The 24,531-nt window shown below is 69.3% G+C and carries 22 protein-coding genes and 2 pseudogenes; 16 read left to right on the forward strand and 8 right to left on the reverse strand.

The genetic code is table 11. From position 1 onward, the window contains the following. Nucleotides 1–13 precede the first annotated feature (13 nt). The 3 genes and pseudogenes from AC57B8_RS12080 to AC57B8_RS12090 all read right to left on the reverse strand — a co-directional run bounded on the left by AC57B8_RS12080 (nt 14) and on the right by AC57B8_RS12090 (nt 2,521). On the reverse strand, nt 14–1,171 hold the full coding sequence (locus AC57B8_RS12080; RefSeq protein ID WP_307636079.1) for an acyl-CoA dehydrogenase family protein: 1,158 nt from the start codon (nt 1,169–1,171) through the stop codon (nt 14–16). Nucleotides 1,172–1,178: 7 nt separating this feature from the next. Further along, nucleotides 1,179–1,999, reverse strand: a pseudogene (locus AC57B8_RS12085) (enoyl-CoA hydratase-related protein). 165 nt (nt 2,000–2,164) lie between these two features. After that, nucleotides 2,165–2,521 (reverse strand): DUF2917 domain-containing protein, encoded by a 357-nt coding sequence (locus AC57B8_RS12090; protein WP_496479724.1) that lies wholly within the window; start codon nt 2,519–2,521, stop codon nt 2,165–2,167. 82 nt (nt 2,522–2,603) lie between these two features. Between AC57B8_RS12090 and AC57B8_RS12095 the strand changes: the two genes are divergently transcribed. Next, nucleotides 2,604–3,530 carry a LysR substrate-binding domain-containing protein gene (locus AC57B8_RS12095; protein WP_062479753.1) on the forward strand — a complete coding sequence of 309 codons (927 nt, stop codon included), beginning with the start codon at nt 2,604–2,606 and terminating at the stop codon, nt 3,528–3,530. Nucleotide 3,531: 1 nt separating this feature from the next. On the opposite strand, the gene AC57B8_RS12100 is transcribed toward AC57B8_RS12095, so the two are convergent. After that, on the reverse strand, nt 3,532–4,104 hold the full coding sequence (locus AC57B8_RS12100) for a fasciclin domain-containing protein (RefSeq protein ID WP_095743341.1): 573 nt from the start codon (nt 4,102–4,104) through the stop codon (nt 3,532–3,534). A gap of 396 nt (nt 4,105–4,500) precedes the next feature. On the opposite strand from AC57B8_RS12100, the gene AC57B8_RS12105 reads away from it, so the two are divergent. Both AC57B8_RS12105 and AC57B8_RS12110 read left to right on the forward strand, forming a co-directional pair. Continuing rightward, nucleotides 4,501–4,728 carry a hypothetical protein gene (locus tag AC57B8_RS12105; protein ID WP_062479749.1) on the forward strand — a complete coding sequence of 76 codons (228 nt, stop codon included), beginning with the start codon at nt 4,501–4,503 and terminating at the stop codon, nt 4,726–4,728. Continuing rightward, complete coding sequence (locus AC57B8_RS12110; protein WP_496479725.1) at nt 4,721–5,503, forward strand: hypothetical protein; 783 nt, start codon at nt 4,721–4,723, stop codon at nt 5,501–5,503. The genes AC57B8_RS12105 and AC57B8_RS12110 overlap by 8 nt, the downstream gene beginning before the upstream one ends. Nucleotides 5,504–5,519: 16 nt before the next feature. Here AC57B8_RS12110 and AC57B8_RS12115 read toward each other — a convergent pair whose 3' ends face one another. Continuing rightward, nucleotides 5,520–6,785 (reverse strand): MFS transporter, encoded by a 1,266-nt coding sequence (locus AC57B8_RS12115; protein WP_496479726.1) that lies wholly within the window; start codon nt 6,783–6,785, stop codon nt 5,520–5,522. A 153-nt stretch (nt 6,786–6,938) separates the two neighbouring features. Then, complete coding sequence (locus tag AC57B8_RS12120; RefSeq protein WP_307636070.1) at nt 6,939–9,113, reverse strand: malate synthase G; 2,175 nt, start codon at nt 9,111–9,113, stop codon at nt 6,939–6,941. Between the two features lie 256 nt (nt 9,114–9,369). Between AC57B8_RS12120 and hisC the strand changes: the two are divergent. Then, a pseudogene (gene hisC / locus AC57B8_RS12125) lies at nt 9,370–10,353 on the forward strand (histidinol-phosphate transaminase); the annotation flags it as partial. 52 nt (nt 10,354–10,405) lie between these two features. Next, the gene (locus AC57B8_RS12130) at nt 10,406–11,374 is read left to right on the forward strand and encodes a Bug family tripartite tricarboxylate transporter substrate binding protein (protein ID WP_496479727.1); all 969 of its coding nucleotides are present in this window, start codon (nt 10,406–10,408) and stop codon (nt 11,372–11,374) included. A 3-nt stretch (nt 11,375–11,377) separates the two neighbouring features. On the opposite strand, the gene AC57B8_RS12135 is transcribed toward AC57B8_RS12130, so the two are convergent. After that, nucleotides 11,378–12,118, reverse strand: coding sequence for an IclR family transcriptional regulator (locus AC57B8_RS12135; protein WP_070063727.1), 741 nt, complete (start codon nt 12,116–12,118; stop codon nt 11,378–11,380). An 89-nt stretch (nt 12,119–12,207) separates the two neighbouring features. Here AC57B8_RS12135 and AC57B8_RS12140 point away from each other — a divergent pair, with 89 nt between their 5' ends. The 4 genes from AC57B8_RS12140 to AC57B8_RS12155 all read left to right on the forward strand — a co-directional run bounded on the left by AC57B8_RS12140 (nt 12,208) and on the right by AC57B8_RS12155 (nt 15,811). Next, nucleotides 12,208–13,143: a hydroxymethylglutaryl-CoA lyase gene (locus AC57B8_RS12140; RefSeq protein WP_390347046.1), complete on the forward strand. Its 936-nt coding sequence runs from the start codon at nt 12,208–12,210 to the stop codon at nt 13,141–13,143. Continuing rightward, a complete protein-coding gene (locus AC57B8_RS12145; RefSeq protein ID WP_496479728.1) occupies nt 13,136–14,326 on the forward strand; it encodes a CaiB/BaiF CoA transferase family protein in 1,191 nt (396 codons plus the stop codon). The genes AC57B8_RS12140 and AC57B8_RS12145 overlap by 8 nt, the downstream gene beginning before the upstream one ends. A 41-nt stretch (nt 14,327–14,367) precedes the next feature. Continuing rightward, nucleotides 14,368–15,294 carry a LysR family transcriptional regulator gene (locus tag AC57B8_RS12150; protein WP_062479733.1) on the forward strand — a complete coding sequence of 309 codons (927 nt, stop codon included), beginning with the start codon at nt 14,368–14,370 and terminating at the stop codon, nt 15,292–15,294. Between the two features lie 64 nt (nt 15,295–15,358). Then, nucleotides 15,359–15,811 carry a DUF2214 family protein gene (locus AC57B8_RS12155; RefSeq protein WP_056584391.1) on the forward strand — a complete coding sequence of 151 codons (453 nt, stop codon included), beginning with the start codon at nt 15,359–15,361 and terminating at the stop codon, nt 15,809–15,811. Between the two features lie 82 nt (nt 15,812–15,893). Here AC57B8_RS12155 and AC57B8_RS12160 read toward each other — a convergent pair whose 3' ends face one another. After that, nucleotides 15,894–16,259 (reverse strand): hypothetical protein, encoded by a 366-nt coding sequence (locus AC57B8_RS12160; RefSeq protein ID WP_095743349.1) that lies wholly within the window; start codon nt 16,257–16,259, stop codon nt 15,894–15,896. A gap of 132 nt (nt 16,260–16,391) precedes the next feature. Between AC57B8_RS12160 and argS the strand changes: the two genes are divergently transcribed. The 7 genes from argS to AC57B8_RS12195 all read left to right on the forward strand — a co-directional run bounded on the left by argS (nt 16,392) and on the right by AC57B8_RS12195 (nt 24,527). Continuing rightward, nucleotides 16,392–18,077, forward strand: coding sequence for an arginine--tRNA ligase (gene argS, locus AC57B8_RS12165; RefSeq protein ID WP_070063731.1), 1,686 nt, complete (start codon nt 16,392–16,394; stop codon nt 18,075–18,077). A gap of 14 nt (nt 18,078–18,091) precedes the next feature. Beyond that, entirely contained in the window at nt 18,092–18,859 is a 768-nt protein-coding gene (locus tag AC57B8_RS12170; protein WP_496479729.1) for an SPOR domain-containing protein, read from the forward strand. Between the two features lie 156 nt (nt 18,860–19,015). Next, nucleotides 19,016–19,660, forward strand: coding sequence for a thiol:disulfide interchange protein DsbA/DsbL (locus AC57B8_RS12175; protein ID WP_095743352.1), 645 nt, complete (start codon nt 19,016–19,018; stop codon nt 19,658–19,660). Nucleotides 19,661–19,782: 122 nt separating this feature from the next. Continuing rightward, nucleotides 19,783–20,502 (forward strand): lipopolysaccharide transport periplasmic protein LptA, encoded by a 720-nt coding sequence (lptA, locus tag AC57B8_RS12180; RefSeq protein ID WP_159278745.1) that lies wholly within the window; start codon nt 19,783–19,785, stop codon nt 20,500–20,502. After that, nucleotides 20,499–21,293 (forward strand): LPS export ABC transporter ATP-binding protein, encoded by a 795-nt coding sequence (lptB, locus tag AC57B8_RS12185; protein WP_070063734.1) that lies wholly within the window; start codon nt 20,499–20,501, stop codon nt 21,291–21,293. Before lptA ends, lptB begins: the two co-directional genes overlap by 4 nt. Before the next feature lie 17 nt (nt 21,294–21,310). Beyond that, entirely contained in the window at nt 21,311–22,900 is a 1,590-nt protein-coding gene (gene rpoN / locus AC57B8_RS12190; RefSeq protein WP_354347981.1) for an RNA polymerase factor sigma-54, read from the forward strand. A 10-nt stretch (nt 22,901–22,910) separates the two neighbouring features. Next, nucleotides 22,911–24,527 (forward strand): phospholipase D family protein, encoded by a 1,617-nt coding sequence (locus AC57B8_RS12195; RefSeq protein WP_496479730.1) that lies wholly within the window; start codon nt 22,911–22,913, stop codon nt 24,525–24,527. Nucleotides 24,528–24,531 lie beyond the last annotated feature (4 nt).

Consider the following 24,531-nt stretch of genomic DNA (forward strand, 5'->3'; position numbering starts at 1 on the left):
AATGCGGGGTGCTTCAGCGCCCGCCGAGGCCCATCGCGCGCGTGATCACCTCTTTCATGATCTCGTTGGTGCCGCCGTAGATGCGCTGCACGCGCGCGTCGGCGTACGCGCGGGTGATCGGGTACTCCCACATGAAGCCGTAGCCGCCGTGCAGCTGCACGCACTCGTCCATCACCTTGCACTGCAGGTCGCTGGTCCAGTACTTGGCCATGCTCGCGGTGGCGGTGTCGAGCTTCTCGGCCATCAGCAGCTCGATGCACTTGTCGACGAACACCTGCGCCACCTGCACCTCGGTCTGCAGCTCGGCCAGCGTGTAGCGCGTGTTCTGGTAGTTGCCCACGGGCTGGCCGAACACCTTGCGCTCCTTCACGTAGGCCACGGTGTGGTCGATGGCGGCCTGCGACGCCGCCACCGCGCTGATCGCGATCTGCAGCCGCTCCCAGGGCAGCTGCTCCATCAGGCAGACGAAGCCGCGGTTGACCTCGCCCAGCAGCGCCTCGGCCGGCAGGCGCACGTCGTTGAAGAACAGCTCGGACGTGTCCTGCGCCTTCAGGCCCAGCTTCTTCAGGCGCTTGCCCTTCTCGAAGCCCGGCATGCCGCGCTCGACGAGGAACAGGCTGGTGCCCTTCGCGCCGGCGGCCGGGTCGGTCTTGGCGACCACGATCACCAGGTCGGCGTGCCAGCCGTTGGTGATGAAGGTCTTGCTGCCGTTGAGCAGGTAGCTGCCGTCGGCCTGGCGGATGGCGCTGGTCTTCACCGCCTGCAGGTCGCTGCCCGCACCGGGCTCGCTCATGGCGATGGCGCCGACCATCTCGCCGCTGGCGAGCTTGGGCAGGTAGTGCTGCTTCTGCGCCTCGGTGCCGTAGCGCAGGATGTACGGCGCCACGATCTCGTTGTGCAGGCCGAAGCCGATGCCCGTGAAGCCGCGCGCCCACAGCTCCTCGAACTGGATCACCGAATAGAGCAGGTCGGCGCCCGCGCCGCCGTAGGTGTCGGGCAGCGCCATGCACAGGAAGCCGTTCTCGCCGGCCTTGGACCAGACGGCGCGGTCGACGTAGCCCTGCTCTTCCCAGTCGTCGTGGAAGGGCGCGATCTCCTTGTCCATGAAGCGACGGAAGCTGTCGCGGAAGGCCTCGTGGTCGGCGGTGAAGAGGGTGCGTTCGATGGTCATGGGGACGTCAGCGGGTTTCGAAGACAGGGGGGCGCTTCTGCAGGAAGGCGCTCACGCCTTCACGGAAGCTGGGGCGGTCGATGAGCGCGCGCTGGCGCTCGCTCTCGTAGTGCAGTTGTTCCTTCAGCGAGTGGTGCTCCGAGGCGTCGAAGGCCTCGCGGGCTTCGAGCACCGCGTGCGCCGGCAGGCGCGCCAGGCGCTGCGCGATGGCGCGGGCTTCGTCCATCAGTTGCTCGTCGTCGGCGCAGGCCCAGATCAGGCCCCACTGCACGGCGCGTCCGGCGCTCAGGCGCTCGTCGAGCAGCGCCATGCCCATCGCGCGCGCACGGCCGGCGCGGCGCGGAATGGCCCAGGTGCAGCCCAGGTCGGGCACGATGCCCAGCTTGGGCAGGAAGGGCAGGTAGAAGTAGGCGCTGCGCGCCGCGATGGTCACGTCGGCCGCGAGCGCCAGGCCCACGCCCGCACCGGCCGCCGGGCCGTTGACGGCTGCCACCACCGGCACCGGCAGCGTGCGCAGCGTCTCGATGAGCGGGTTGCTGAGCTTCTGCATCCACTCGGCGGTCTGGTCGCCGAGCGTCTGGCCGGGCTCGCCGGGCGGCGTCATTGCGCTCAGGTCGGCGCCCACGCAGAAAGCCTTGCCGCGCCCGTGAGGATCACGGCGCGCACCGTGCGGTCGTCGCGGATGCGCTCGAGCGCGTCGCGCAGTTCGACCTGCAGGTCTTTCGCGATCGGGTTCAGCTTGTGCGGCAGGTTCAGCGTGAGCGTGGCGATGCCGTCGGCCTGCTCGCACAGGATGCAGGGTTGGGGTGTGGGTTGCGGCGCGGTCATGCGAGCGCTGCGCCAGAAGTGGTGGTCATGGGCGTGTCCCTTTCAAAGCCAAGAAGGAAAACGGACGCCCAAAGCAAAAAGCCGCCTGTCGTCACGGCGGCGCGCGGTGCTGCTCCCTGCGGGGGCGGTCCATGGCATCGAGGTTCGATGCCACGGCGCCCGCGGTCAAGCCGGGGACAACCCGTGCAGCGCCAGTCGCCAAGGCGACCGCGCGCGAGCCCGTGCGCGCGAGGCGGGGTTCGGCAGCGCGGCGGGCTGCGCGTCCGACACCGAGATGCACGACGACTCCAGCGCCGACACCAGCACGCGCCGGTGCTCGGTGCTTTCGAAGCGCTCGCCCGGCCCGAGCACGATGTCGCGCGGGTCGCGGTCGAGCGTGATCCACACCGCGCCACTGCGGCACTCGATGCCCACGCCCGCGCCGTCGGGCACGGCGAAGACGGCGCGGCTGGGCAGGCTCACGTGGAAGCGTGAGCTCGACGAGGAGAAAAAGGTGGAAGGGGACCGGTCGGTGGTGCTCATGGGAACCTCCATTGCATTCGTGATGCGAATGAATATAGTGAGCCGAACCCTCTCTTACACGCGGTCATTCGGAACTCGTTGCATGCCTCCAGAGAATGCGAAAACCCCTGCCGGCGAGCTCCCGCCGCTCGAACTGCTGCGCAGCTTCGAGGCCGCCGCGCGCCGGCTCAGCTTCACGCTGGCGGCGGGCGAGCTGCACCTCACGCAGTCGGCCGTGAGCCGGCAGATCCAGCAGCTCGAAGCCAGCCTGGGCGTGCTGCTGTTCGAGCGCCGCCACCGTGCGCTCGCGCTCACCGAGGCCGGCGGCGTGCTGCAGCGCGCCGTCACCGACAGCCTGGAGCGCCTGCGCGACGCCACCGCGCGCGTGCGCGCCAGCGCCGCGCCGCGGCAGGTGTCGATCACCACCACGCCGGGCTTCGCGTCGCTGTGGCTCATTCCGAAACTGGCGCGCTTCACCAGCACGCATCCGCAGGTCGACGTGCGCGTGTCGGCCACGCTCGACGTGCTCGACCTGGACGTGAGCCGGCTGGACCTTGCGGTGCGCTTCGTGCCCATCGGCCGCGGCGTGGGCCCGGCGCTGTTCGAGGAGTCGGTGATCCCGCTGTGCGCGCCGCAGGTGGCCGCGTCGCTGCGCGAGCTGTCCGATTTTTCCAAGCTCACGCTGCTGACCATCGAATACCCGGACCACAGCGAAGCCCCGACCGCCGACTGGGAGCCGTGGCTCAAGGTGATGGTGCTGGAAGACCTGCGCATGAAGAGCACGCTGCGCTTCTCGCAGTACGCCGACGCGGTGGCCGCCGCGGTGGCGGGGCAGGGCGTGGTCATCGGGCGCCTGCCGCTGCTGCGCGAACTGGTGCGCGACGGCCGGCTCGTGGCGCCGCTCGGCCAGGGCGTGGCATCGCACCGCGGCTACTTCATCGAGATGTCGCGGCGCGCCGCGGGCAACCGCGACGCGCAGGACTTCGCGCAATGGCTGCGCGACGAGGCGGAGGCCGCGCAGCGGAGCTGACTCAACCTGGCAGCAGCACCTTGTTGACGACGTGGATCACGCCGTTCGACTGGTAGACATTGGCGATCGTCACCGCCGCCGTGCCGCCCTTGGCGTCGGTCACCCACACCGTGCCGCCGCTCATTGTCGCCGTGAGCGTGCCGCCGCTGGCGGTCTTGAGCAGCGCCTTGCCGCCGCCCGCGTTGATCGCGCTCGTCAGCGCCGCGCTGTCCATGCGACCGGGCACCACGTGGTAGGTCAGCACCTTGGTGAGCGTGGCCTTGTTCTCGGGCTTGAGCAGCGTGTCGACCGTGCCGGCCGGCAGCGCCGCGAACGAGGCGTTGGTGGGCGCGAACACCGTGAACGGACCCGGGCTCTTGAGCGTGGCCACGAGGTCGGCCGCCTTCACCGCGGCGACCAGCGTCGTGTGGTCCTTCGAATTCACCGCGTTGTCGACGATGTCCTTCGTCGGGTACATCGGCGCGCCGCCGACCATCGGGGTGGCGGCACTGTTGCTGCTGGCGTTGCTCATGCCACTGCCGGCGCACGCGCCGAGCAGGACCGACACGCCGAGGGCGATCACGAGTTTTTTCATGGATGTCTCCTGGAAGGAAAGGCTCTGTGGAAACCGCCAACAGCTCGGAGGCGCGATGCGCTTGAGATGCCATACGGCGCGATGCGCGAAGCGGATTCAACCGATGTGCCCTGTCAGCTTTGCGCCACAGCGCGCCGCGCCGGGCTTGCGCACGGCGAAGGCCCTCGCCAGAATCCGCCCTTCCTTTTTCAGCGACCGTTTTTCCAGACACCGCGCACGGCGACGATCAACCTCCCGGGCGAGAACACCATTCAATGAACCGTTCACTGAACACCTGACGCACACCGACCGCCCCGGCCGGATGTGCACCTTCGCATCCGCCGCGGCCGAATCGACAAGGGCCCCGCGCGCAACTGCATTCGCCGGGGCCTTTTTGTTTTTTCGGAGTGTGTGCACATGAGTGCTCAACGAAAGGCCCGCGACGACGACAAGCGTCTGGGCCGGTTCTACTTTGCGGTGCCCGCGTCGGCACCGCGCAATCCCGTGGTGGCCGCGATGGCGCGCCGCGAATCCAGCCAGGGCGCAGGCCGCCACCTGCGCACCCACCGCGCCGAGCGGCGCGCGCAGAAGGTGGCGCTGCAGAAAGCCGCGCGCGACTTCGGGCGGAGGGCCGACGATGCGTGACGACATGGACAAGGTGATCGTCGAGCGTCCGCGCGGCGGCTGGCGCGTGCAGGGCGATGGCCGCCCGTGGCGCAACAGCCCCGAGCGCGGTTCGCACCTGGGCATGAAGCGCGGCCTGCAGCATCCGAAGTGGCTGAGCGAAAACCTCCAGCCGCTCAAGCGCTGGCTGCACAAGCAGGTGCACCGGCCGTGGGACAAGGTGTACGCCGAACTGTGCAGCGGCATCGATCGCCGCAGCACGGTGCAGGCGCACATCTTCCTGCACGTCGACGACTTCGTGGCGCGCGACGCGGTGCTGTGCGACGGCGAGGTGCGGGTGCGGCCCTACCGCTGGGGAGACCGGCCCGGCGTGCCGCTGCACGAAGCGCCGGGTGTCGAGCTGTTCGTGCATCCGGTCACCGGCATCCTGCTGCCGAACCGGCGCCTGCGCGAAGCGCGCGCGGCGCGCCGTGTGGACCGGGCCGCGCGGCGCGGCGACACGCCGCATGCGGTCTACCACGTGATCGACGAGACGACGCAGTGGCACTGCGTCGAGGGCTGCTGGTTCGAGGTCGTGCTGGCGAAGTTTCCTGAGCGCGCAAGCGCGACGCAGCCGGAACCCAAGTGCTACGACGTGCTGCGCCGTTGCATGGTCACGCGCTGCGGTGCGGCGCGACGCTCAGCGCCGGGCCTGCCCACGCACTTCGACATGTATGGGCGTCACGATGTCTATGCCGTTGCCAAGCGGCAGCTGAGCCGGCGCGAGGTGCGGGCGCGGTTGGGGGATGCGGTGTGAGGCCGCGTGTCGGCGATCAGGGCGTGGGACGCACTGGCACCTTCGCCCGCGGCAGCAGCAGAAACGCCAGCGTCCCCGCCGCCAGCATCCCGCTCACCGTGAGGAACACCGCGCGGAACGGCTCGCTGCCCTGGGCCACGGCCCAGGAGGCGGCGACGCCGGTGGTCCATTGCATCAGCGAGACGCCCAGGAACATCGCCATGTTGAGCAGCGCCATCGCGCGGCCCGTGACGGCCGCCGGGTAGGCGTTCTTGGTGTACGCGTACAGCAGCACGCTGTAGCCCGACAGCATGCCGTAGACGATCGGCAGGCCGATGTCGATGGCGCGCGACTGCGTGAGGGCCATGGCGGCGAACATCGCCGCGCCGGCGAAGGCGCAGCGCATCATCCAGCGCGTGCGGCGCGCACCGCCGGGGTCGAGGCGGCCGAACAGCATGGGGCTGGCCATGCCGGCGACGGTCATCACCAGCGCCACGTTGCCGCTGGCCACGAGCGAGAGGCCGTGGCGGTCGTGCAGCACGGGGCCGAGCCACAGGCCGCGCAGCGTGATGAAGGCCGCATACGACACGCAGGCGAAGCACAGCAGCCCGAGCGTGTGCGGCATGGCGAACAACGGCAGCAGGTCGCGCACGGCCTGGCGCAGCGACTGGCGCTCGGGCGCGGGGTCGTCCGATGCGATCGTCGTGCGCGCGGGCTCGTGCACGCGCCAGAAGATGACGATCCACGAGAGCACGGCGAAGGCGGTCAGCGCGGCATAGCCGGCGCGCCACGACGCGGCCTCGATCAGCAGCGCCAGCGGCGTGCCGGTGAACAGGATGCCCATGCCCGCGAGGCTCATCACCAGCCCCGACATGGCGGTGAAGCGCGCGGCGTCGAAGTGCCGCGCGATGAACACGGTGCAGGCCAGGAAGGCCGGCGCGCAGCCCACGCCGATCAGTGCCTGCCCCAGCAGCAGCGCGCCGAAGCCCGGTGCCACGGTGCACAGCGCGGCGCCCGCGATGGCCAGCGGAAAGGCGGTGAGCACGGTGCGGCGCACGCCGAAGTGGTCGATCGACACGCCCATCGCGAGCTGCATGATGCCGAAGGTGAAATGGAAGGTGCCGGCCCAGGTGCCCAGCGCCTGCGGCGTGAGGCCGAAGTGCTGCGTGAGCGGCGTGGCCATCATGGCGCCGACGGTGCGAAAGGCCTGGCTCAGCGCGAAGGCGGTGGCCAGTGCGACCAGCATGGCCGCGGCCGAGGTCGACCCGCGGGTCGGAGGCGGCGAAGCCGCGTGCTTGTTCATCGGGAGAAACGCAGACCGGAGAGAGAGAAGAGAGGGCGGCGTCGATGCTACCGGCATGTCGCGCCCCATGCAGAACGGCGCCCGAGGGCGCCGTTCGTTGCGTGTCTCCGAGGCGTCAGCGCCGGCGGTGGCCGGCACTGCGCAAGGCGCGCGTCAGGCCGCGGCCTTGACCTTCAGGCGCCAGGCGTGCAGCAGCGGCTCGGTGTAGCCGCTGGGCTGCTCGATGCCCTTGAACACGAGGTCTTGCGCGGCCTTGTAGGCGGGGGAGGTGTCGAAGTGGCCGGCCATCGGTTGGTACAGCGCGTCGCCGGCGTTCTGCTCGTCGACCACCTTGGCCATGCGCTGGAAGGCCTCGTCGACCTGCGCCTTCGTGACCACGCCGTGCAGCAGCCAGTTGGCGATGTGCTGGCTGGAGATGCGCAGCGTGGCGCGGTCTTCCATGAGGCCGACGTTGTGGATGTCGGGCACCTTCGAGCAGCCCACGCCCTGGTCGACCCAGCGCACCACGTAGCCCAGGATGCCCTGCACGTTGTTGTCGATTTCCTGCTGCTTCTCGGCGTCGGTCCACTTGGCCTGCGCAGCGATCGGCACCTGCAGCAGCGCGTTCAGGATGTTCTCGCGCTCGCCGTCGGCGTCAATCTTCTCGAGCTCTTGCTGCACCGCGGTCACGCTGACCTGGTGGTAGTGCAGCGCGTGCAGCGTGGCGGCGGTGGGCGAGGGCACCCAGGCGGTGTTGGCGCCGGCCTTGGGGTGGGCGATCTTCTGCTCGAGCATGGCGGCCATCAGGTCGGGCATGGCCCACATGCCCTTGCCGATCTGCGCCTTGCCGCGCAGGCCGCAGTTCAGGCCGACGAGCACGTTGTTCTTTTCGTAGGCGCCGATCCAGGCGCTGGACTTCATGTCGCCCTTGCGGATCATCGGGCCGCCCTGCATGGCGGTGTGCATCTCGTCGCCGGTGCGGTCCAGGAAGCCGGTGTTGATGAAGGCCACGCGCGCGGCGGCCTCGGCGATGCAGGCCTGCAGGTTCACGCTGGTGCGGCGCTCCTCGTCCATGATGCCGAGCTTGACGGTGTTGGCGGGCAGGCCGAGCAGCTGCTCGACGCGGCCGAACAGCTCGCTGGCGAAGGCGACTTCGGCCGGGCCGTGCATCTTGGGCTTGACGATGTAGATGCTGCCGGTGCGCGAGTTGCCCTTGCGCTTGACGTCGATCATGGCGATGGTGGTGGTGACCACGGCGTCCAGGATGCCTTCGGGGATTTCCTTGCCGCCTTCGTACAGGATGGCCGGGTTGGTCATCAGGTGGCCCACGTTGCGCAGGAACATGAGCGAGCGGCCGTGCAGCTTCAGCGGCTGGCCGTTGGCGCCGGTGTACTCGCGGTCGGCATTCAGGCCGCGCGTGAAGGTCTTGCCGCCCTTGGCGACTTCTTCGGTGAGCGTGCCCTGCACGATGCCCAGCCAGTTGGCGTACGCGACGACCTTGTCGGCCGCGTCGACCACGGCCACCGAGTCTTCCAGGTCGAGGATGGTCGAGAGCGCGGCTTCGAGCACGAGGTCGCTCACGCCGGCCGCATCGCTCTTGCCGATGGCGGTGCTGCGGTCGATGCGGATGTCCAGGTGGATGCCGTTGTGCTTGAGCAGCACCGACGACGGCGCGGCGGCGTCGCCCTGGTAGCCGACGAACTGCGACGCATCGGCCAGGCCGGTGGTGCTGCCCTGCAGCGCGACGACCAGCTGGCCGTCCTTCACGCTGTAGCCGGTGGCGTTCTTGTGCGAGCCGTTGGCCAGCGGGGCGGCCTGGTCGAGCACGTTGCGTGCGAACTCGATGACCTTGGCGCCGCGCACGGGGTTGTAGCCCTTGCCCTTTTCGGCGCCGCCGGTTTCGGGGATGGCGTCGGTGCCGTACAGCGCGTCGTACAGCGAACCCCAGCGCGCGTTGGCGGCGTTCAGGGCGTAGCGCGCGTTCAGGATCGGCACCACCAGCTGCGGGCCGGCCTGCAGCGCGAGTTCGGAGTCGACGTTGGCCGTGGTGGCCTTCACGCCCTTGGGCTGAGGCAGCAGGTAGCCGATCTTTTCCAGGAAGGCGCGGTAGGCCGGCATGTCGGCGATCGGGCCGGGGTTCTTCTTGTGCCAGGCGTCGAGCTCGCTCTGCAGGCGGTCGCGCTCGGCGAGCAGGGCGACGTTCTTGGGCGCGAGGTCGTGGACGATGGCGTCGAAGCCCTTCCAGAACACGTCGCTGGCCACGCCGCTGGCGGGCAGGACCTTCTCTTCGACGAAGCGGTGCAGTTCGGTCGCGACCTGGAGTCGGTGGGCGGTGGTGCGGTCGGTCATGTGTTTCTCCTTGGGGAACGCAATGCAAAAAACAGGAAATCGGGGGGCGGCGCAGCAGTGGGGCGCACTTGCCCCAGGTGAAGCCATGGGAGAACTGTATTCGATACTTTGCGGGCGAGTAAGAGCCGAAAGTGAGATTTATCTGTGACAAAAATGAAGGTAATCGACCCAGGCCCCAGCCTCGCTTCAAAGGGTAGGCCCTGAGGTCGGGCCGGTGGCAGCTGTATATATTTAACTTCTTAAATAATCAGCTCCCGCCGCAATGATCCTCCTGGCTTCCAACGAAAACCCGCTCGGCATGCCCGAGTCGGCCCGCCGCGCCGCCGCCGCCGCCCTCGAAGGTGCGGGCAACTACCCCGACAGCAACGGCACCGCGCTCAAGCAGGCGCTGGCCGCGCGGCTGGACGTGCCGCCCGAGTGGCTCACGCTGGGCAGCGGGTCGAGCGAAATCCTCGAGCTCGCGGCGCAGGTCAGCCTCAAGCCGGGCGAGAACGTCGTCTATTCGCAGTACGGCTTCATCGTCTATGCGGCAGCCACGGCGCACGCCCACGCGCGCGCCACCGTCGTGCCTTCGCGCGATTTCGGCCACGACCTGGACGCGATGCGCGCCGCCATCGGCGACGACACCAAGCTGGTCTTCGTCGCCAACCCGAACAACCCGACCGGCACCTTCATCGATGCTGCGCCGCTGCGCGAGTTTCTGCAATCGGTGCCCGCGCACGTGACGGTGCTGCTCGACGAGGCCTACACCGAGTACCTGGCGCCCGCGCAGCGCTACGACAGCATCGAATGGGTGCGCCGCCTGCCCAACCTGATCGTGGCGCGGACCTTCTCCAAGGCCTTCGGCCTGGCGGGGATGCGCATCGGCTACGGCGTGTCGCAGCCGGCGCTCACGGCGCGCCTGAACGCGCACCGCCCGCGCTTCAACGTGACGACGCCGGCCCAGGCCGCGGCCGTGGCGGCACTGGGCGACACCGACTTCCTGGCGCGCACCTACGAACTCAACACCGCCGGGCGCGAACAGCTCGCCGCGGGCTTCGCCGCACTCGGCCTGACGCAGGTCCCGTCGTCGGGCAACTTCGTGATGGTGCAGGTCGGCGACGCGCCGGCCGTGCACGCGCGCCTGCTGGCCGCCGGCATCGAGGTCTCGCTGCTCGGCCCCTACGGGCTGCCGCAATGGCTGCGCGTGAGCGTCGGCCTGCCGGCGCAGAACGAAGCCCTGCTGGCCGCGCTGCGCTGACAGCCACGCGCACAGAGCACACCGAAGAACAACCACCCCGAGGAGACCGCCCATGCAACGCCGCCAGTTCGCAGCGCAGGCCGCTGCCGTCATCACCGCCACGGCGCTCGCGCCGATGGCGTTCGCGCAGGAGCGCACGGTGCGCATCCTGATCGGCTTTCCGCCGGGCGGGTCGGCCGACGTGGTCGCGCGGATCCTGGCCGACAAGATGCGCGTGTCGCTCGGACAGAACGTCATCGTCGACAACAAGCCCGGCGCGGCCGGCCGGCTGGCGCTGGCCGAGCTCAAGCGCTCGCCGCCGGACGGCAGCGTGCTCATCTTCTCGCCCAGCGGCGCGATGGTGATCCACCCGTGGCTGTATTCGAACCTCAGCTACGACACGGTGAAGGACTTCACGCCGATCGCGCTCGGCAGCACCTTCGACTTCGCGGTCACGGCTGGGCCGGGCGCGCCGGCGGGCGACCTGAAGGCGGTGCTGGCCTGGATGAAGGCCAACCCGGGCAAGGCCAACTACGCGACCTCGGGCGCCGGCACGGTGCCGCACTTCGCGGGCCAGCTGCTGGCGCAGGCCTCGGGCGTGCCGATGACGCACGTCGCCTACCGCGGCGGCGCGCCGGCCGCGCAGGACCTCATCGGCGGACAGGTGCCGCTGATGGTGGACACCGCCTCGGAAACCATCGAGCACCACCGCGCGGGCAAGGTCCGCATCCTCGCGGTGACGGGCGAAAAGCGCAGCCGCGCGCTGCCCGACGTGCCGACGCTGAAGGAGGCCGGCATCAACGTGACGGCCGATGCATTCTTCGGGCTGTACGGCCCGCCGGGCATGTCGCCTGAGCTGGTCGCGCGCATCGACAAGGCCGTGGCCGACGCGCTGCGCCTGCCCGATGTGCAGGAAAAGATCTACGCGCTGGGCCTCGTGCCGGCGCATGCGGGGCCGGCGGAACTGGCGAGCATCCAGGCGACGCACCTGAAGCGGTGGGAACTGCCGATCAAGAATTCCGGCTTCAAAGCCGAATCCTGATGCTCACACCTGCCCGCTGAGCGCCTTCGCCGCCGCGCGCACGGGCTCGATGTAGGCCGCGTCGTAGCGGTGCGTCGGCATCGTCAGCGTGACCGCCGCGGCCAGGCCGCCATCCGCATGGAACACCGGCGCCGAGATGCCCGCCAACTCGGCCGTGCGATCGCCCACCAGCGCGCAATAGCCTTGCGCGCGGATCGCGTCGTACAGCTTGCGCTCCTTGGCGCCGCGCGGCCGTTCGGCCTCGGGCCCGAAGGCGATCAGCACGCGCGCGCCCGCGCCCCGGTCGTTGGGCAGCAGGTCGCCCGCGCGCACGTGGTCGCGCACCACATGCGAGGAGTCGACGCGGAACTGGCACAGCCGCACCCAGCTGTCGCCCTGGTCCTGCCGCACGTGGTACGCCGCGCTCTCGCCGGTGGCGGCGGCGAGCGTGCGCAGCACCGGCAGCACGAGGCGGTCGAGCGACTGCGACGCCGCGTACAGCCCGTGCAGCCGCGCGATCTCCAGCCCCAGCGCGTAGCGCCCGTCGTCCTGCCGGCGGATCAGCCGCGCATGTTCGAGCGAGGCCAGCAGCCGCAGCACCGTGCTCTTGTAGAGCTGCGTGCGCTCGGCGAACTGCGCGAGCGACAGCGCCTCGTCGCCGGGCCGGAAGGCCGACAGCAGGCTCAGCGCGCGGTCGACCGCGGCGGCGCCGCCGGGGGCGGCGTTGAGGTCGGACACCGATTCGGTCTGGGCTTTGCGGGGCATGGCGTGGCTTGACAGTCGGCGGGCTTGCCGATTTAATTCTGTTTAACAGAATATAGTTCTGCAAGATAGAACAGTCAAGAAAGCACCCGATGACCTCCCCCGACGTTCTCATCAGCGAGGTCGGTCCGCGCGACGGCCTGCAGTCCGTGAAGGCCACCATGCCCACGGCCGACAAGCTGCGCTGGATCGATGCGCTGCATGCCGCCGGCCTGCGCGAGATCGAGGTCGCCTCCTTCGTGCCCGCGAAGCTGCTGCCGCAGATGGCCGACGCCGCCGAGGTGGTGCGCCACGCCGTCACGCTGCCCGGCCTCGTGGTGATGGCGCTGGTGCCCAACCGCAAGGGCGCGCAGGCCGCGCTCGAGGCGGGCGTGCACAAGCTCACGATGCCGGTGTCGGCCAGCGTCGCGCATTCGCTGGCCAACGTGCGCAAGACGCCGACCGAGATGGTCGAGGAGGTGCGCGCCATCGCCGAGCTGCGCGGCGCCCTCGCGCCGCAGGTGAGGCTCGAAGCCGGCATCTCCACCGCCTTCGGCTGCACGCTGCAGGGCTTGGTGCCGGAAGACGACGTGATCCGCCTGGCCGTGCAGTGCGTCGAGGCCGGTGCGCAGGAGGTCGGCCTGTCGGACACCGTGGGCTACGCCAACCCCGCGCAGGTGCGCCGCCTCTTCAAGCGGCTGCGCGCCGAACTCGGCGTGCACGCGGGCGCGGCCCACATGCACAACACGCGCGGCCTGGGCATCGCCAATTGCCTGGCCGCGTGGGACGAGGGCGTGCGCACCTTCGACGCCTCGCTCGGCGGCCTCGGCGGCTGCCCGTATGCGCCGGGCGCGTCGGGCAATGCGGTCACCGAAGACCTCGTCTTCATGTTCGAGGCCATGGGCGTGCGCACCGGCATCGACATCGACACACTCATCGCGGCGCGCGCGCCGCTCAAGGCCGGCCTGCCCGGCGAGCCGGTCTACGGCATGACGCCCGAAGCCGGCCTGCCCAAGGGCTTTGTCCAGGAAACCCTCTCTCATGTCTGAAGCCAATCCCTTGCCCTACGCGGGCGTGCGCGTCGTCGAGTTCACCCACATGGTCATGGGCCCGACCTGCGGCCTGCTGCTGGCCGACCTGGGCGCCGAAGTCATCAAGGTCGAGCCCATCGAAGGCGACAACACGCGCCGCCTGCTGGGCTCGGGCGCGGGCTTCTTCCCGACCTTCAACCGCAACAAGAAGAGCATCGCGCTCGACCTGAAGAAGTCCGAGGGCGTGGAGGCAGCGCTGCGCCTCATCGCCACCGCCGACATCGTGAGCGAGAACTTCAAGCCCGGCACGATGAAGAAGCTGGGGCTCGATTACGACACGCTCGCCAAGCTCAACCCGCGCCTCATCTACGTGAGCCACAAGGGCTTCCTGCCCGGCCCGTACGACCACCGCACCGCCCTCGACGAGGTGGTGCAGATGATGGGCGGCCTGGCCTACATGACCGGCCGCGCCGGCGACCCGCTGCGCGCGGGCACCAGCGTGAACGACATCATGGGCGGCATGTTCGGCGCCATCGGCGCGATGGCCGCGCTGCGTCAGCGCGACCTCACCGGCAAGGGCTGCGAGGTGCAGTCGGCGCTGTTCGAGAACAACGTGTTCCTCGTCGCGCAGCACATGATGCAGTTCGCCGCCACCGGCAAGGCGGCCGACCCGATGCCCAGCCGCATCTCGGCCTGGGCCGTGTACGACGTGTTCACGGTGAAGGACGGCGAGCAGATCTTTCTTGCCGCCGTGAGCGACAAGCAGTGGGCCATCTTCTGCAAGGCCTTCGGCCTCGAGGAGATGCTGGCCGACCCGCGCCTGAAGACCAACAACGACCGCGTGCGCGCACGCGAGTGGATGATGCCGATCCTGCGCTCGCACCTCGCCAACCACAGCGCGGCCGAACTGAGCGCGGTGTTCGAGCAGAACGAGCTGCCCTTCGCGCCCATCACCAAGCCGCAGGAGCTGTTCGACGACCCGCACCTGAACGCCACCGGCGGCCTCGCGCCCGTGCGCATGAACGACGGCCACATGGCAAAGGTGCCGCTCGCGCCCTTCACGCTCGGCGGCGAACGCCCGGGCATCCGCCTGCAGCCGCCGCACATCGGCGAGCACAGCGCGGCGCTGCTGAAGGAAGTGGGCTACAGCGACGGCGACATCGCCGCGCTGCGGGCGCAGGGCGTCACGGCCGGCGACTGAGAAGGCGAGAAGGCGGTGGCGGGCGATATAGTTCCCGCGCCATGGACCGCCTCAAGCAGCTCGAATCCTTTGTCTCGGTCGCGACCCGCGGCAGCCTCACCGCGGCGGCCAAGGCGGAAGGCGTGGCGCCCGCGATCATGGGCCGTCGCATCGACGCGCTCGAAGAACGCCTGGGCGTCAAGCTGCTGGTGCGCACCACGCGCCGCATCGCGCTCACGCACGAAGGCAGTGCCTTTCTCGAAGACTGCCAGCGCCTCCTGACCGAGTTCGCGAACGCCGAGGCCAGCGTGAGCGCCGGCGGCGTGAAGGCCAGTGGCCACCTGCGCGTGACCGCGCCGGCCGGCTTCGGCCGCCGCCATGTCGCGCCGCTGGTGCCGCGCTTTCATGCGCTGCATCCCGAGGTGACGATCTCGCTGAACCTCAGCGACCGCGTGGTCGACGTCACGGGCGAGAGCTTCGACTGCGCCGTGCGCGTGGGCGACCTGCCCGACTCGTCGCTCGTGAGCGTGCGCCTGGCCGACAACCGCCGCCGCTGCGTCGCCACGCCCGAGTTTCTGCGCCGCCACGGCGCGCCCAAACACCCGGGCGAGCTGTCGCGCTTTGCCTGCCTCACGCTGTCGAGCGACGCCTCGCAGACGCGCGGCTGGGCCTTTCGCATTACCAGCGAGGAGGGCGTGCAGGAACTCATTCACCTGCGCCCCAGCGGCCCGCTCGATTGTTCCGACGGCCAGGTGCTGCACGACTGGTGCCTGGCGGGCCACGGCATCGCCTGGCGCAGCACCTGGGAGGTCGAGGCCGAGATCGACGCGGGCCTGCTCGTGCCCCTGCTCGACGACTTCGCCGCACCGCCCAACGGCATCTATGCGGTGTTCACAGGCACCAAGCACCTGCCGCTGCGCGTGCGACTGTGGCTTGATTTCCTCAAAGCGCAGTACGGGCAGCCGGAATTCTGGGGCGGGCGGTCCTGAAATCGTGACCGGGCGGCACAATGCTTTTTGCATTTGCTTGCAACCCCGATGAAGAAAGTTTCCGATGACCCTCGAAGCCATCCTCGCCTACCTGCATCTGTTGGCCATCCTCACGATGGTCGTGTTCATCTCCAGTGAAGCCGCGCTGTGCCGCGTGCAATGGCTCAATGCCGCCGTGGTCGAGCGGCTGGCCAAGGTCGACATGGTCTACGGCATCGCCGCCATCGCGGTGCTGGCCACCGGCATCGCGCGCACCTGGTGGGGCGTGAAGGGCACGGCCTGGTACTGGACCAACCCTCTGCTGCACGTGAAGCTCACGCTGTTCATCATCGTGGGCGTGCTGTCGATCTTCCCGACGCTGACCTACTTCCGCTGGCGCAAGACGCTGCGCGCCACGGGCAAGCTGCCGGCGGAGGCCGACATCCTGAAGACGCGCAAGCTGGTGATGATCCAGGCGCACCTGATCGCGCTGATCCCGCTGGTGGCGGTGTTCCTGGCGCGCGGCTTCGGCAAGTAATCAACAAAGAAAAAAGAAAAGGCCCGCGCGAGCGGGCCCTTCGGGAGTAACAAATGTCAGCGCCACACGGCGCTGCGCCGGATCAGGCCTTGGCGGCGCCGGCTTCGCACTTCTTCATGAAGCTGTTCTTGGCGGCACCGGCCAGGGCCTTGCCGTTCTTGTCGATGGCCTTGGCGGCGCAGGCGGGTCCGGCGGCTTCCTTGGTGCACTTCTTCATGAAGCTGTTCTTGGCGGCGCCGGCCAGGGGCTTGCCGTTCTTGTCGATCGCCTTGGCATCGCAGCTGGCGCCACCGGCGGGTGCGGCCGCAGCGGCAGGGGCTGCCGCAGGTGCGGCGGCGGCGGCGGGGGCCACGACCGGTGCGGGTGCCTTGTCCTGCGCGTAGGCGCTGAACGACAGGCAGGCGCCGAGCGCGACGGTGGAGGCGACCAGGGAAAGGAGCTTCTTCATGGTGGATATGTCCTTGCAAGGTTGGGTTGTGACAGACGCCCCGCCTCGGGGCCGACCATCCTAACGGGCGACATCGCCCATCGGATGACGATCGTTAACTGGGTCCGGGTTTGCCCCCGGTAAAATTCACAGATGCTATTGGTCAAACAGGAGCTGCTCGCGGCGCTCGCGAACACGCTCGAAACCCTCTCTCCCGGCGCCGGCGCCAAAGCCGCGTTCGAGTCGCCCAAGGTGGCGGCGCACGGCGATTTCGCCAGCACCGCTGCCATGCAGCTCGCCAAGCCGCTGGGGCGCAAGCCTCGCGAACTGGCCGAGGAACTGAGCGCTGCGCTGCTCGCCACCCCTGCTTTCGGCCAATGGGTCGAGGCCATCGAGATCGCCGGCCCCGGCTTCCTCAATATCCGCCTGAAGGCTGCCGCCAAGCAGCAGATCGTGCGCGAGGTGCTGGCCGCCGGCGAAACCTTCGGTCAGCAGCCCGCCACCGGCGAAAAGGTGCTGGTCGAGTTCGTGTCGGCCAACCCGACCGGCCCGCTGCACGTCGGCCACGGCCGCCAGGCCGCGCTGGGCGACGCCATCTGCAACCTGCAGGCCTCGCAGGGCCAGAGCGTGTGGCGCGAGTTCTATTACAACGACGCCGGCGTGCAGATCCAGACGCTGGCCAACAGCACGCAGCTGCGCGCCAAGGGCTTCAAGCCCGGCGACCCCGAGTGGCCCAGCGGCGAAAAGGCCCCGGCCTACAACGGCGACTACATCGCCGACATCGCCGAGGACTTCAAGGCGAAGAAGACCGTCAAGTCGGACGACCGCGAGTACACCGCCAGCGGCGACATCGACGACCTGGACAGCATCCGCGAATTCGCCGTGGCCTACCTGCGCCGCGAACAGGACCTCGATCTGCAGGCCTTCCGCGTGCGCTTCGACAACTACTACCTCGAGTCCAGCCTCTACACCAGCGGCCGCGTCGAGGCGGCCGTGGCCAAGCTCGTGGCCGCCGGCAAGACCTACGAGCAGGACGGCGCGCTGTGGCTGAAGTCGACCGACTACGGCGACGACAAAGACCGCGTGATGAAGAAGCAGGACGGCACGTACACCTACTTCGTGCCCGATGTGGCGTACCACATCGCCAAGTGGGAGCGCGGTTTCCACAAGGTCGTGAACATCCAGGGCACCGACCACCACGGCACCATCGCGCGCGTGCGCGCCGGCCTGCAGGCGGCGGGCGAAGGCATTCCCGAGGGCTACCCCGACTACGTGCTGCACACCATGGTGCGCGTCATGAAGGGCGGCGAAGAGGTCAAGATCAGCAAGCGCGCCGGCAGCTACGTCACGCTGCGCGACCTGATCGAGTGGACCAGCACCGATGCCGTGCGCTTCTTCCTGCTCAGCCGCAAGCCCGACACCGAATACACCTTCGACGTCGACCTGGCGGTCACCAAGAACAACGACAACCCCGTGTACTACGTGCAGTACGCCCACGCGCGCATCTGCTCGGTGCTCGCGGCCTGGGGCGGCGACGTGGCCGCGCTCAAGGCGGTCGACCTGTCGCCGCTGGACAGCCCGGCAGCCCAGGCGCTGATGCTGCTGCTGGCCAAGTACCCGGCCATGCTGACGGCGGCGGCGAAGGATTTCGCCCCGCACGACGTGACTTTCTACCTGCGCGAACTCGCGGCCAGCTACCACAGCTACTACGATGCCGAGCGCATCCTGGTGGACGACGAGCCGGTCAAGCTGGCGCGTCTCGCACTCGTCGCAGCGGCCGCGCAGGTGCTGCACAATGGCCTCGCGATCCTCGGCGTCAGTGCGCCGAGCAAGATGTGAATCACCCTCTGAACATGAAGAAGACAAGCAGACAACGCGGCAACATCGTCATCGGGCTGATCATTGGCCTGGTGCTCGGTCTGGGCGTCGCCCTGGGCATCGCGGTCTACGTCACCAAGGTGCCGATCCCGTTCGTCAACAAGACGCAACGCGGCGGTGCCGAGCAGGACGAAGCCGAAGCCCGCAAGAACCGCGACTGGGACCCGAACGCGCCGCTGGCCGGCAAGGCCGGCGCGCCCAAGCCGGCCGTCACGCCGCCGGCCGCCACGGCCACCGGCCCGGTGAACCCGATCACCGGCGCGCCCGCCACCGTGGCGCCCGGCACGCCGCCCGTCGCCACCGCGCCGGTCACCGCCCCGGCGCCCGTGGTGGTGGCGCCCAAGCCGGCGCGCCCCGCGCCGGTGCCGGCCGAAGCCAACGCCCTGCCGCCGTCGAACGATCCGCTGGGCGACCTCGCCCGCGCCCGTGCGGGCGGCAGCACGACCACCGCGTCCGCCGCGCCGAGCCACACGGCCGCCGCCGCACCGTCGTCCTCGGGTGCCGATCCCTTCATGTACTTCGTGCAGGCCGGCGCCTTCCGCACCACCGACGACGCCGAGGCGCAGCGCGCCAAGCTGTCGCTCATGGGCGTCGAGGCCAAGGTCACCGAGCGCGAGCAGGCCGGTCGCACGGTCTACCGCGTGCGCGCGGGCCCGTTCAACAAGAAGGACGACGCCGACCGGCTCAAGGAACGGCTCGACGGCGGCGGTCTCGAATCGGCGCTGGTGCGCGTGCAGCGCTGACCCGTCAGCGCCTTTCTTGAACAGCCTTTAAGCTCTCGCCCGCGCGGCATCTGCCGCACTCGTTTGTCAATTCCAGCGCCTCGGTCGCGCCGTCCACGGGGAACTCCCGGCGGCGCGCCGGCTCTGTACTGCGGTACCCACAGGAGAACCTTTTCCATGAAACGTCGTGACTTTTCGCTGGCCGCCACTTCGATCGGGCTGCTTTCGCTGGCTGCCGTTCCGGCACACGCCCAGCGCGCCCCCAAGGCCGGCACCGATTTCCTCGTGCTCGACAAGCGCGTGCCCGTCGATGCACCCGCCGGCAAGGTCGAGGTGGTCGAGTTCTTCTCGTACAACTGCCCGCATTGCAATGACTTCGAGCCCTCGCTCGAAGCCTGGGTCAAGGCAGCCCCGAAGGAAGTGGCCTTCCGCCGCATCCCGGTGCCCTTCGTGGGCAACGACGTCGAAGCCAAGCAGCGCCTGTACTTCACGCTCGAAGCCATGGGCAAGCTCGACGAGTACCACCCGAAGGTCTTCGCCGCGATCCACGCGCAGCGCCAGAACCTGAACGGCGACGCCAACATCCAGGCCTGGGCCGAGCGTGCCGGCCTCGACGGCGCCAAGTTCAAGGAAACCTTTGCGTCCTTCGGCGTGGCCAGCAAGGCCCGCCGCGCGGCGCAGCAGACCGAGGCCTACAAGGTCGCCGGCGTGCCGGCCCTGGCCGTGGCGGGCCGCTGGTATGTGGACGGCGAAACCGCCGGCAGCATGTCCAAGGTGCTGCAGGTCGCGACCTTCCTCATCGGCGAAGCCAAGAAGGGCTGACCGACCCGGCGACCTGCTTTCTTGGTCGAATGCAAGGCCCGCTTCGGCGGGCTTTTTCATTGGCGGCGGTGGGCAATTGCCATCCCACGCATACAATGTTTCAGAGCAAGTTTCGTGCCTTTATGACATTGCCCTCCATCCCCACATTCCCCACCCTTCGTCGCCTCGGCCGCCTGGCTTTCGGCGCGCTGTTGCTGGCCGGCGCCGCCTCGGGCGCCCTGGCCGAAACCGCCGACCGCACCAAGCCGATGAACATCGAGTCCGACTCGATGCGCTACGACGACCTGAAACAGACCAGCGTGTTCACCGGCAACGTGCTGGTCACGAAGGGCACGATCATCATCCGCGGCGCGCGGCTGGACGTGCGCCAGGACGCCGAGGGCTACCAGTACGGCGTGGTCACGGCGGCGCCCGGCAAGCTGGCCTATTACAAGCAGAAGCGCAACGCCGGCGACGAGTGGATCGAGGGCGAGTCGGAAGTCATCGAGTACGACAGCCGCGCCGACAACGTCAAGTTCATCCGCCGCGCCGTCATGCGCCGGCTGATCGGCGCCACGGCCAACGACGAGAGCAGCGGCGCGCTGATCGTCTACGACCAGAGCAACGACACCTACACCGTCAACGGCTCCCTCGTGCCGCCGAACGCCGGCGTCTCGGCGGGCGGCGGCGGGCGCGTCAAGGCCATCCTCACGCCGAAGGCCGCCGCGGCCCCGGCGGCGGGCGGTTCCGCACCGGCAGCCGGCGGCAAGAAGCCCGCGGCCCCGGCACCCACTCCCGCGCCCGGCGCCGGGCTGCGCCCGAGCACCACGCTGGGCGGCACCGAAGGGGAAGGGCGCAAGTGATCGAAACCGCAGGAACCCAGACCGCCGACGGCATTCCGGGCAGCCGCCTCGTGGCGCGCGGCCTCAAGAAGAGCTACGGCAGCCGCACGGTCGTGAAAGACGTCTCGCTCGACGTGCAAAAGGGCGAGGTCGTCGGACTGCTCGGCCCCAACGGCGCGGGCAAGACCACCTCGTTCTACATGATCGTCGGGCTGGTGCGCGCCGACGCTGGCGAGATCACCATCGACGGCGAGCCCATCGCCCACATGCCCATTCACCGCCGCGCGCGCATGGGCCTGAGCTACCTGCCGCAGGAAGCCTCGATCTTCCGCAAGCTCACCGTCGAGGAAAACGTGCGCGCCGTGCTCGAGCTGCAGCGCGAGCCCGACGCCAACGGCCGCATGATGCCGCTGACCAAGCAGCACACCGAAGAGCGCCTGGCCGACCTGCTGGCCGACCTGCGCGTGGACCACCTGCGCGATTCGCCCGCGCTCGCGCTGTCGGGCGGCGAGCGCCGCCGCGTCGAGATCGCGCGCGCACTGGCCACCCAGCCGCGCTTCATCCTGCTGGACGAGCCCTTCGCCGGCATCGACCCGATCGCCGTGATCGAGATCCAGCGGATCATCAGTTTCCTGAAAGAGCGCGGCATCGGCGTGCTCATCACCGACCACAACGTGCGTGAGACGCTGGGCATCTGCGATCACGCGTTCATCATCAGCGACGGGCACGTGCTGGCACAAGGCACACCCTCGGAGATCGTCGACAACGCCGAGGTACGCAGGGTGTACCTGGGCGAGCACTTCCGCATGTAAGGGCGGGGGCGGTTCCTATGAAGCAAGGGCTGTCCCTTCGCGTCTCGCAGCATCTGGCCTTGACGCCTCAGCTGCAGCAGTCGATCCGGCTTCTGCAGCTCTCCACGCTCGAACTGAGCCAGGAGGTGGAGCAGATGCTGGACGAGAACCCGTTCCTCGAGCGCACCGCGGAAGAAGCGGCGCGCGAGGAATTCGGGCTGGACACGGCCGACGCGCCGGTGCCGCGCGACGACGCGGGCGAGGGCGAGGCCGAGTTCACGCCGTCCGCCGCCAGCACGTCCTCCACCTCCAGCGACACCACCACCTCGACCCCCGACACCGACGGCCCCGCCGCCGAGATCGCCGAGCGCGAGCCCGACTGGGAAGGCGACGGCACCGTCGACATGGCGCCCGACGACAGCGAGTGGGGCAGCGACGCGCCCGCGCGCCAGAACAACCTGGGCGACGACGAGCGTGCCGACGCCACCGAACTCGCGCGCAGCCAGGAGTCGCTGCAGTCGTTCCTGCACCGCCAGGCGTTGAGCCTGCGGCTGAACGAAAACGACTGCGCCGCGCTGCGCTTCCTGATCGAGTCGCTCAACGACGACGGCTACCTCGAAGACTCGCTGCCCGCATTGGCCTCGGGCCTGGCGGGCGACGACAACGACCAGTTCGACGACCTCGTGCACCACTTCCAGGTGGCGCTGGGCCTGCTGCAGAGCCTGGAGCCGGTGGGCGTCGGCGCGCGCGACCTCGGCGAATGCCTGAGCATCCAGCTGAAGGCGCTCGCCAGCGAAGACGAGACCGAGGCCGAAGCGCTCATCCGCAAGACCGCCATCGCGATCTGCAAGCAGCCCATGGAGCTGCTCGCGCGGCGCGACTTCAAGCGCCTGGCCACGCTCACGCGCACCAACGAAGACCTGGTGCGCTCGGCGCTGCAGGTCATTGCGCGGCTCGAGCCCAAGCCGGGGCGCCGCTTTGTCGACGTCGAACGCAACATCGTCATTCCCGACGTGATCGTCACCAAGACCGGGCGCGGCACCAACGTGAAGTTCCGCGTCATGCTCAACCCCGAGGTCATGCCGCGCCTGCGCGTGCACGACATCTACGCCGGTGCGCTCAAGTCGCACAAGGGCGAGGGCAGCCAGGCGCTGTCGCAGCGGCTGCAGGAGGCGCGCTGGTTCATCAAGAACATCCAGCAGCGCTTCGACACCATCCTGCGCGTGAGCAACGCCATCGTCGAGCGCCAGAAGAGCTACTTCGTGCACGGCGAGCTGGCCATGCGCCCGCTGGTGCTGCGCGAGATCGCCGACGAGCTGGGCCTGCACGAGTCGACCATCTCGCGCGTGACCACCGCCAAGTACATGGCCACGCCCTTCGGCACGGTCGAGCTGAAGTACTTCTTCGGTTCGGCGCTGGGCACCGAGACCGGTGGCAATGCGTCGAGCACCGCGGTGCGCGCGCTGATCAAGCAGTTCGTGAGTTCCGAGAGCATCAAGAAGCCGCTGTCCGACAGCCAGATCTCCGAGATGCTGAAAGAGCAGGGCATCGAGTGCGCGCGCCGCACCGTCGCCAAGTACCGCGAAGCGCTGCGCATCGCACCGGCCAACCTGCGCAAGGCTCTGTAGAAAGCCCACGATGACCCGTCGCCTGCTGTCGCGCTGGGGGCATTGGGTTCTTGTTGTGGCTGCGGCGCTGCTGTTCGCCGGCTGCGCCACGCTGCCCGACGAGGCACCGCGCCCGCCCACCAAGGCCATCGCCGTCTCGGCCGACACCGCGCTCGGCAAGATCGCGCTGGCCTCGCAGCCCGACCCCGACCTCAGCGGCTTTCGCCTGATGCCCGGCGGCGATTTCGCCTTCGACACGCGGCTGCAGCTGGCGCGCCGCGCGCAGCGCACGCTCGACGTGCAGTACTACCAGATCGAGAACGACGAGACCGGCCGCTACCTGCTGCGCACCCTGCGCGATGCGGCCCAGCGCGGCGTGCGCGTGCGCCTGTTGATGGACGACCTGTACACGTCCGGCGAAGACGAGCTGCTGCTTGGCCTGGCCGCCACGCCGAACGTGGAGCTGCGCCTGTTCAACCCGTTCCCGGCCGGGCGCGGCAGCCTGCTCAAGCGCTTCACCGCGTCGCTGTTCGACTTCAGCCGCGTCAACCGCCGCATGCACAACAAGCTCTTCATCGCCGACGGCGCGATGGCCGTGGCGGGCGGGCGCAACATCGGCAACCAGTACTTCCGCCGCACCACCGGCCCGAACTTCATCGACCTCGACACCTTCGTCACGGGTGCGCTGATCCCGCGCCTGGGCGTGCTGTTCGACCAGTACTGGAACAGCCCGCACGTGCGCCCGATCGGCGCGGTCGTGCACACCGACCTGCCGCGCGAGGAACTGCAGCGCCGCTTCGACGCCGCCACCGGCCCCGACACCACGCCGCCGCCGCCCAGGCCCGCGCCCAACGACCTGCTCGGCTACAGCCCGGTGGCCGACGACCTCGACGCCGGCAAGCTCGGCCTGATCTGGACCACCGCCGAGGCTTATGCCGATTCACCCGACCGCGTGATCGGCAAGACCGCGTCGTATGGCGGCGTGCCGCTGCTCGACGTGGACAGCGTGCGCTACAACGTGGTCGAGCAGATGCGCCGCGCGCGCAGCGAGGTGACGCTGGTCTCGCCCTACCTGATCCCGGGCGCGTCGGGGCTGGAGGTGATGCGCGAGATCCGCGGGCGCAACGTGAAGATCAGCGTGGTCACCAACTCGCTCGCCGCCACCGACGAGCCACTGGTGCACACTGCCTACCGCCGCTACCGCGCCGACATGCTGGCGCTGGGCGCCGAGCTGCACGAGCTGAGTTCCGCGCGCACGCGGCGCAGCGTGCGCCTCGGCCTGTTCGGCACGTCCGTCGGGCGGCTGCACGCCAAGTCGGCGGTGATCGACCAGCGCATCCTGTTCGTCGGCTCGATGAATTTCGATCCGCGCTCCGAGATTCACAACACCGAGATCGGCCTGTTCATCCGCAGCCCCGAGATGGCGCAGCAGACCCTGAAGCTGCTCGACGTGCTCAAGCAGCAGGGCGCCTACCGGCTGCGTTTTGCCGAAGGCGCCGATGCGGGCGCAGTCGGCTCGCGGCGCATCGAATGGGTCAGCGAGGAAGGCGGCAAGACCACCGTGCTGCACGAAGAGCCCGACTCGGGCTTCTGGGACCGCACCATGCTCGAACTGCTGTCGCCGCTCACGCCCGAGAGCCTGCTCTAGTGCC

It is taken from the genome of Variovorax sp. BGA-UO-ETr-C22, from assembly GCF_059567965.1.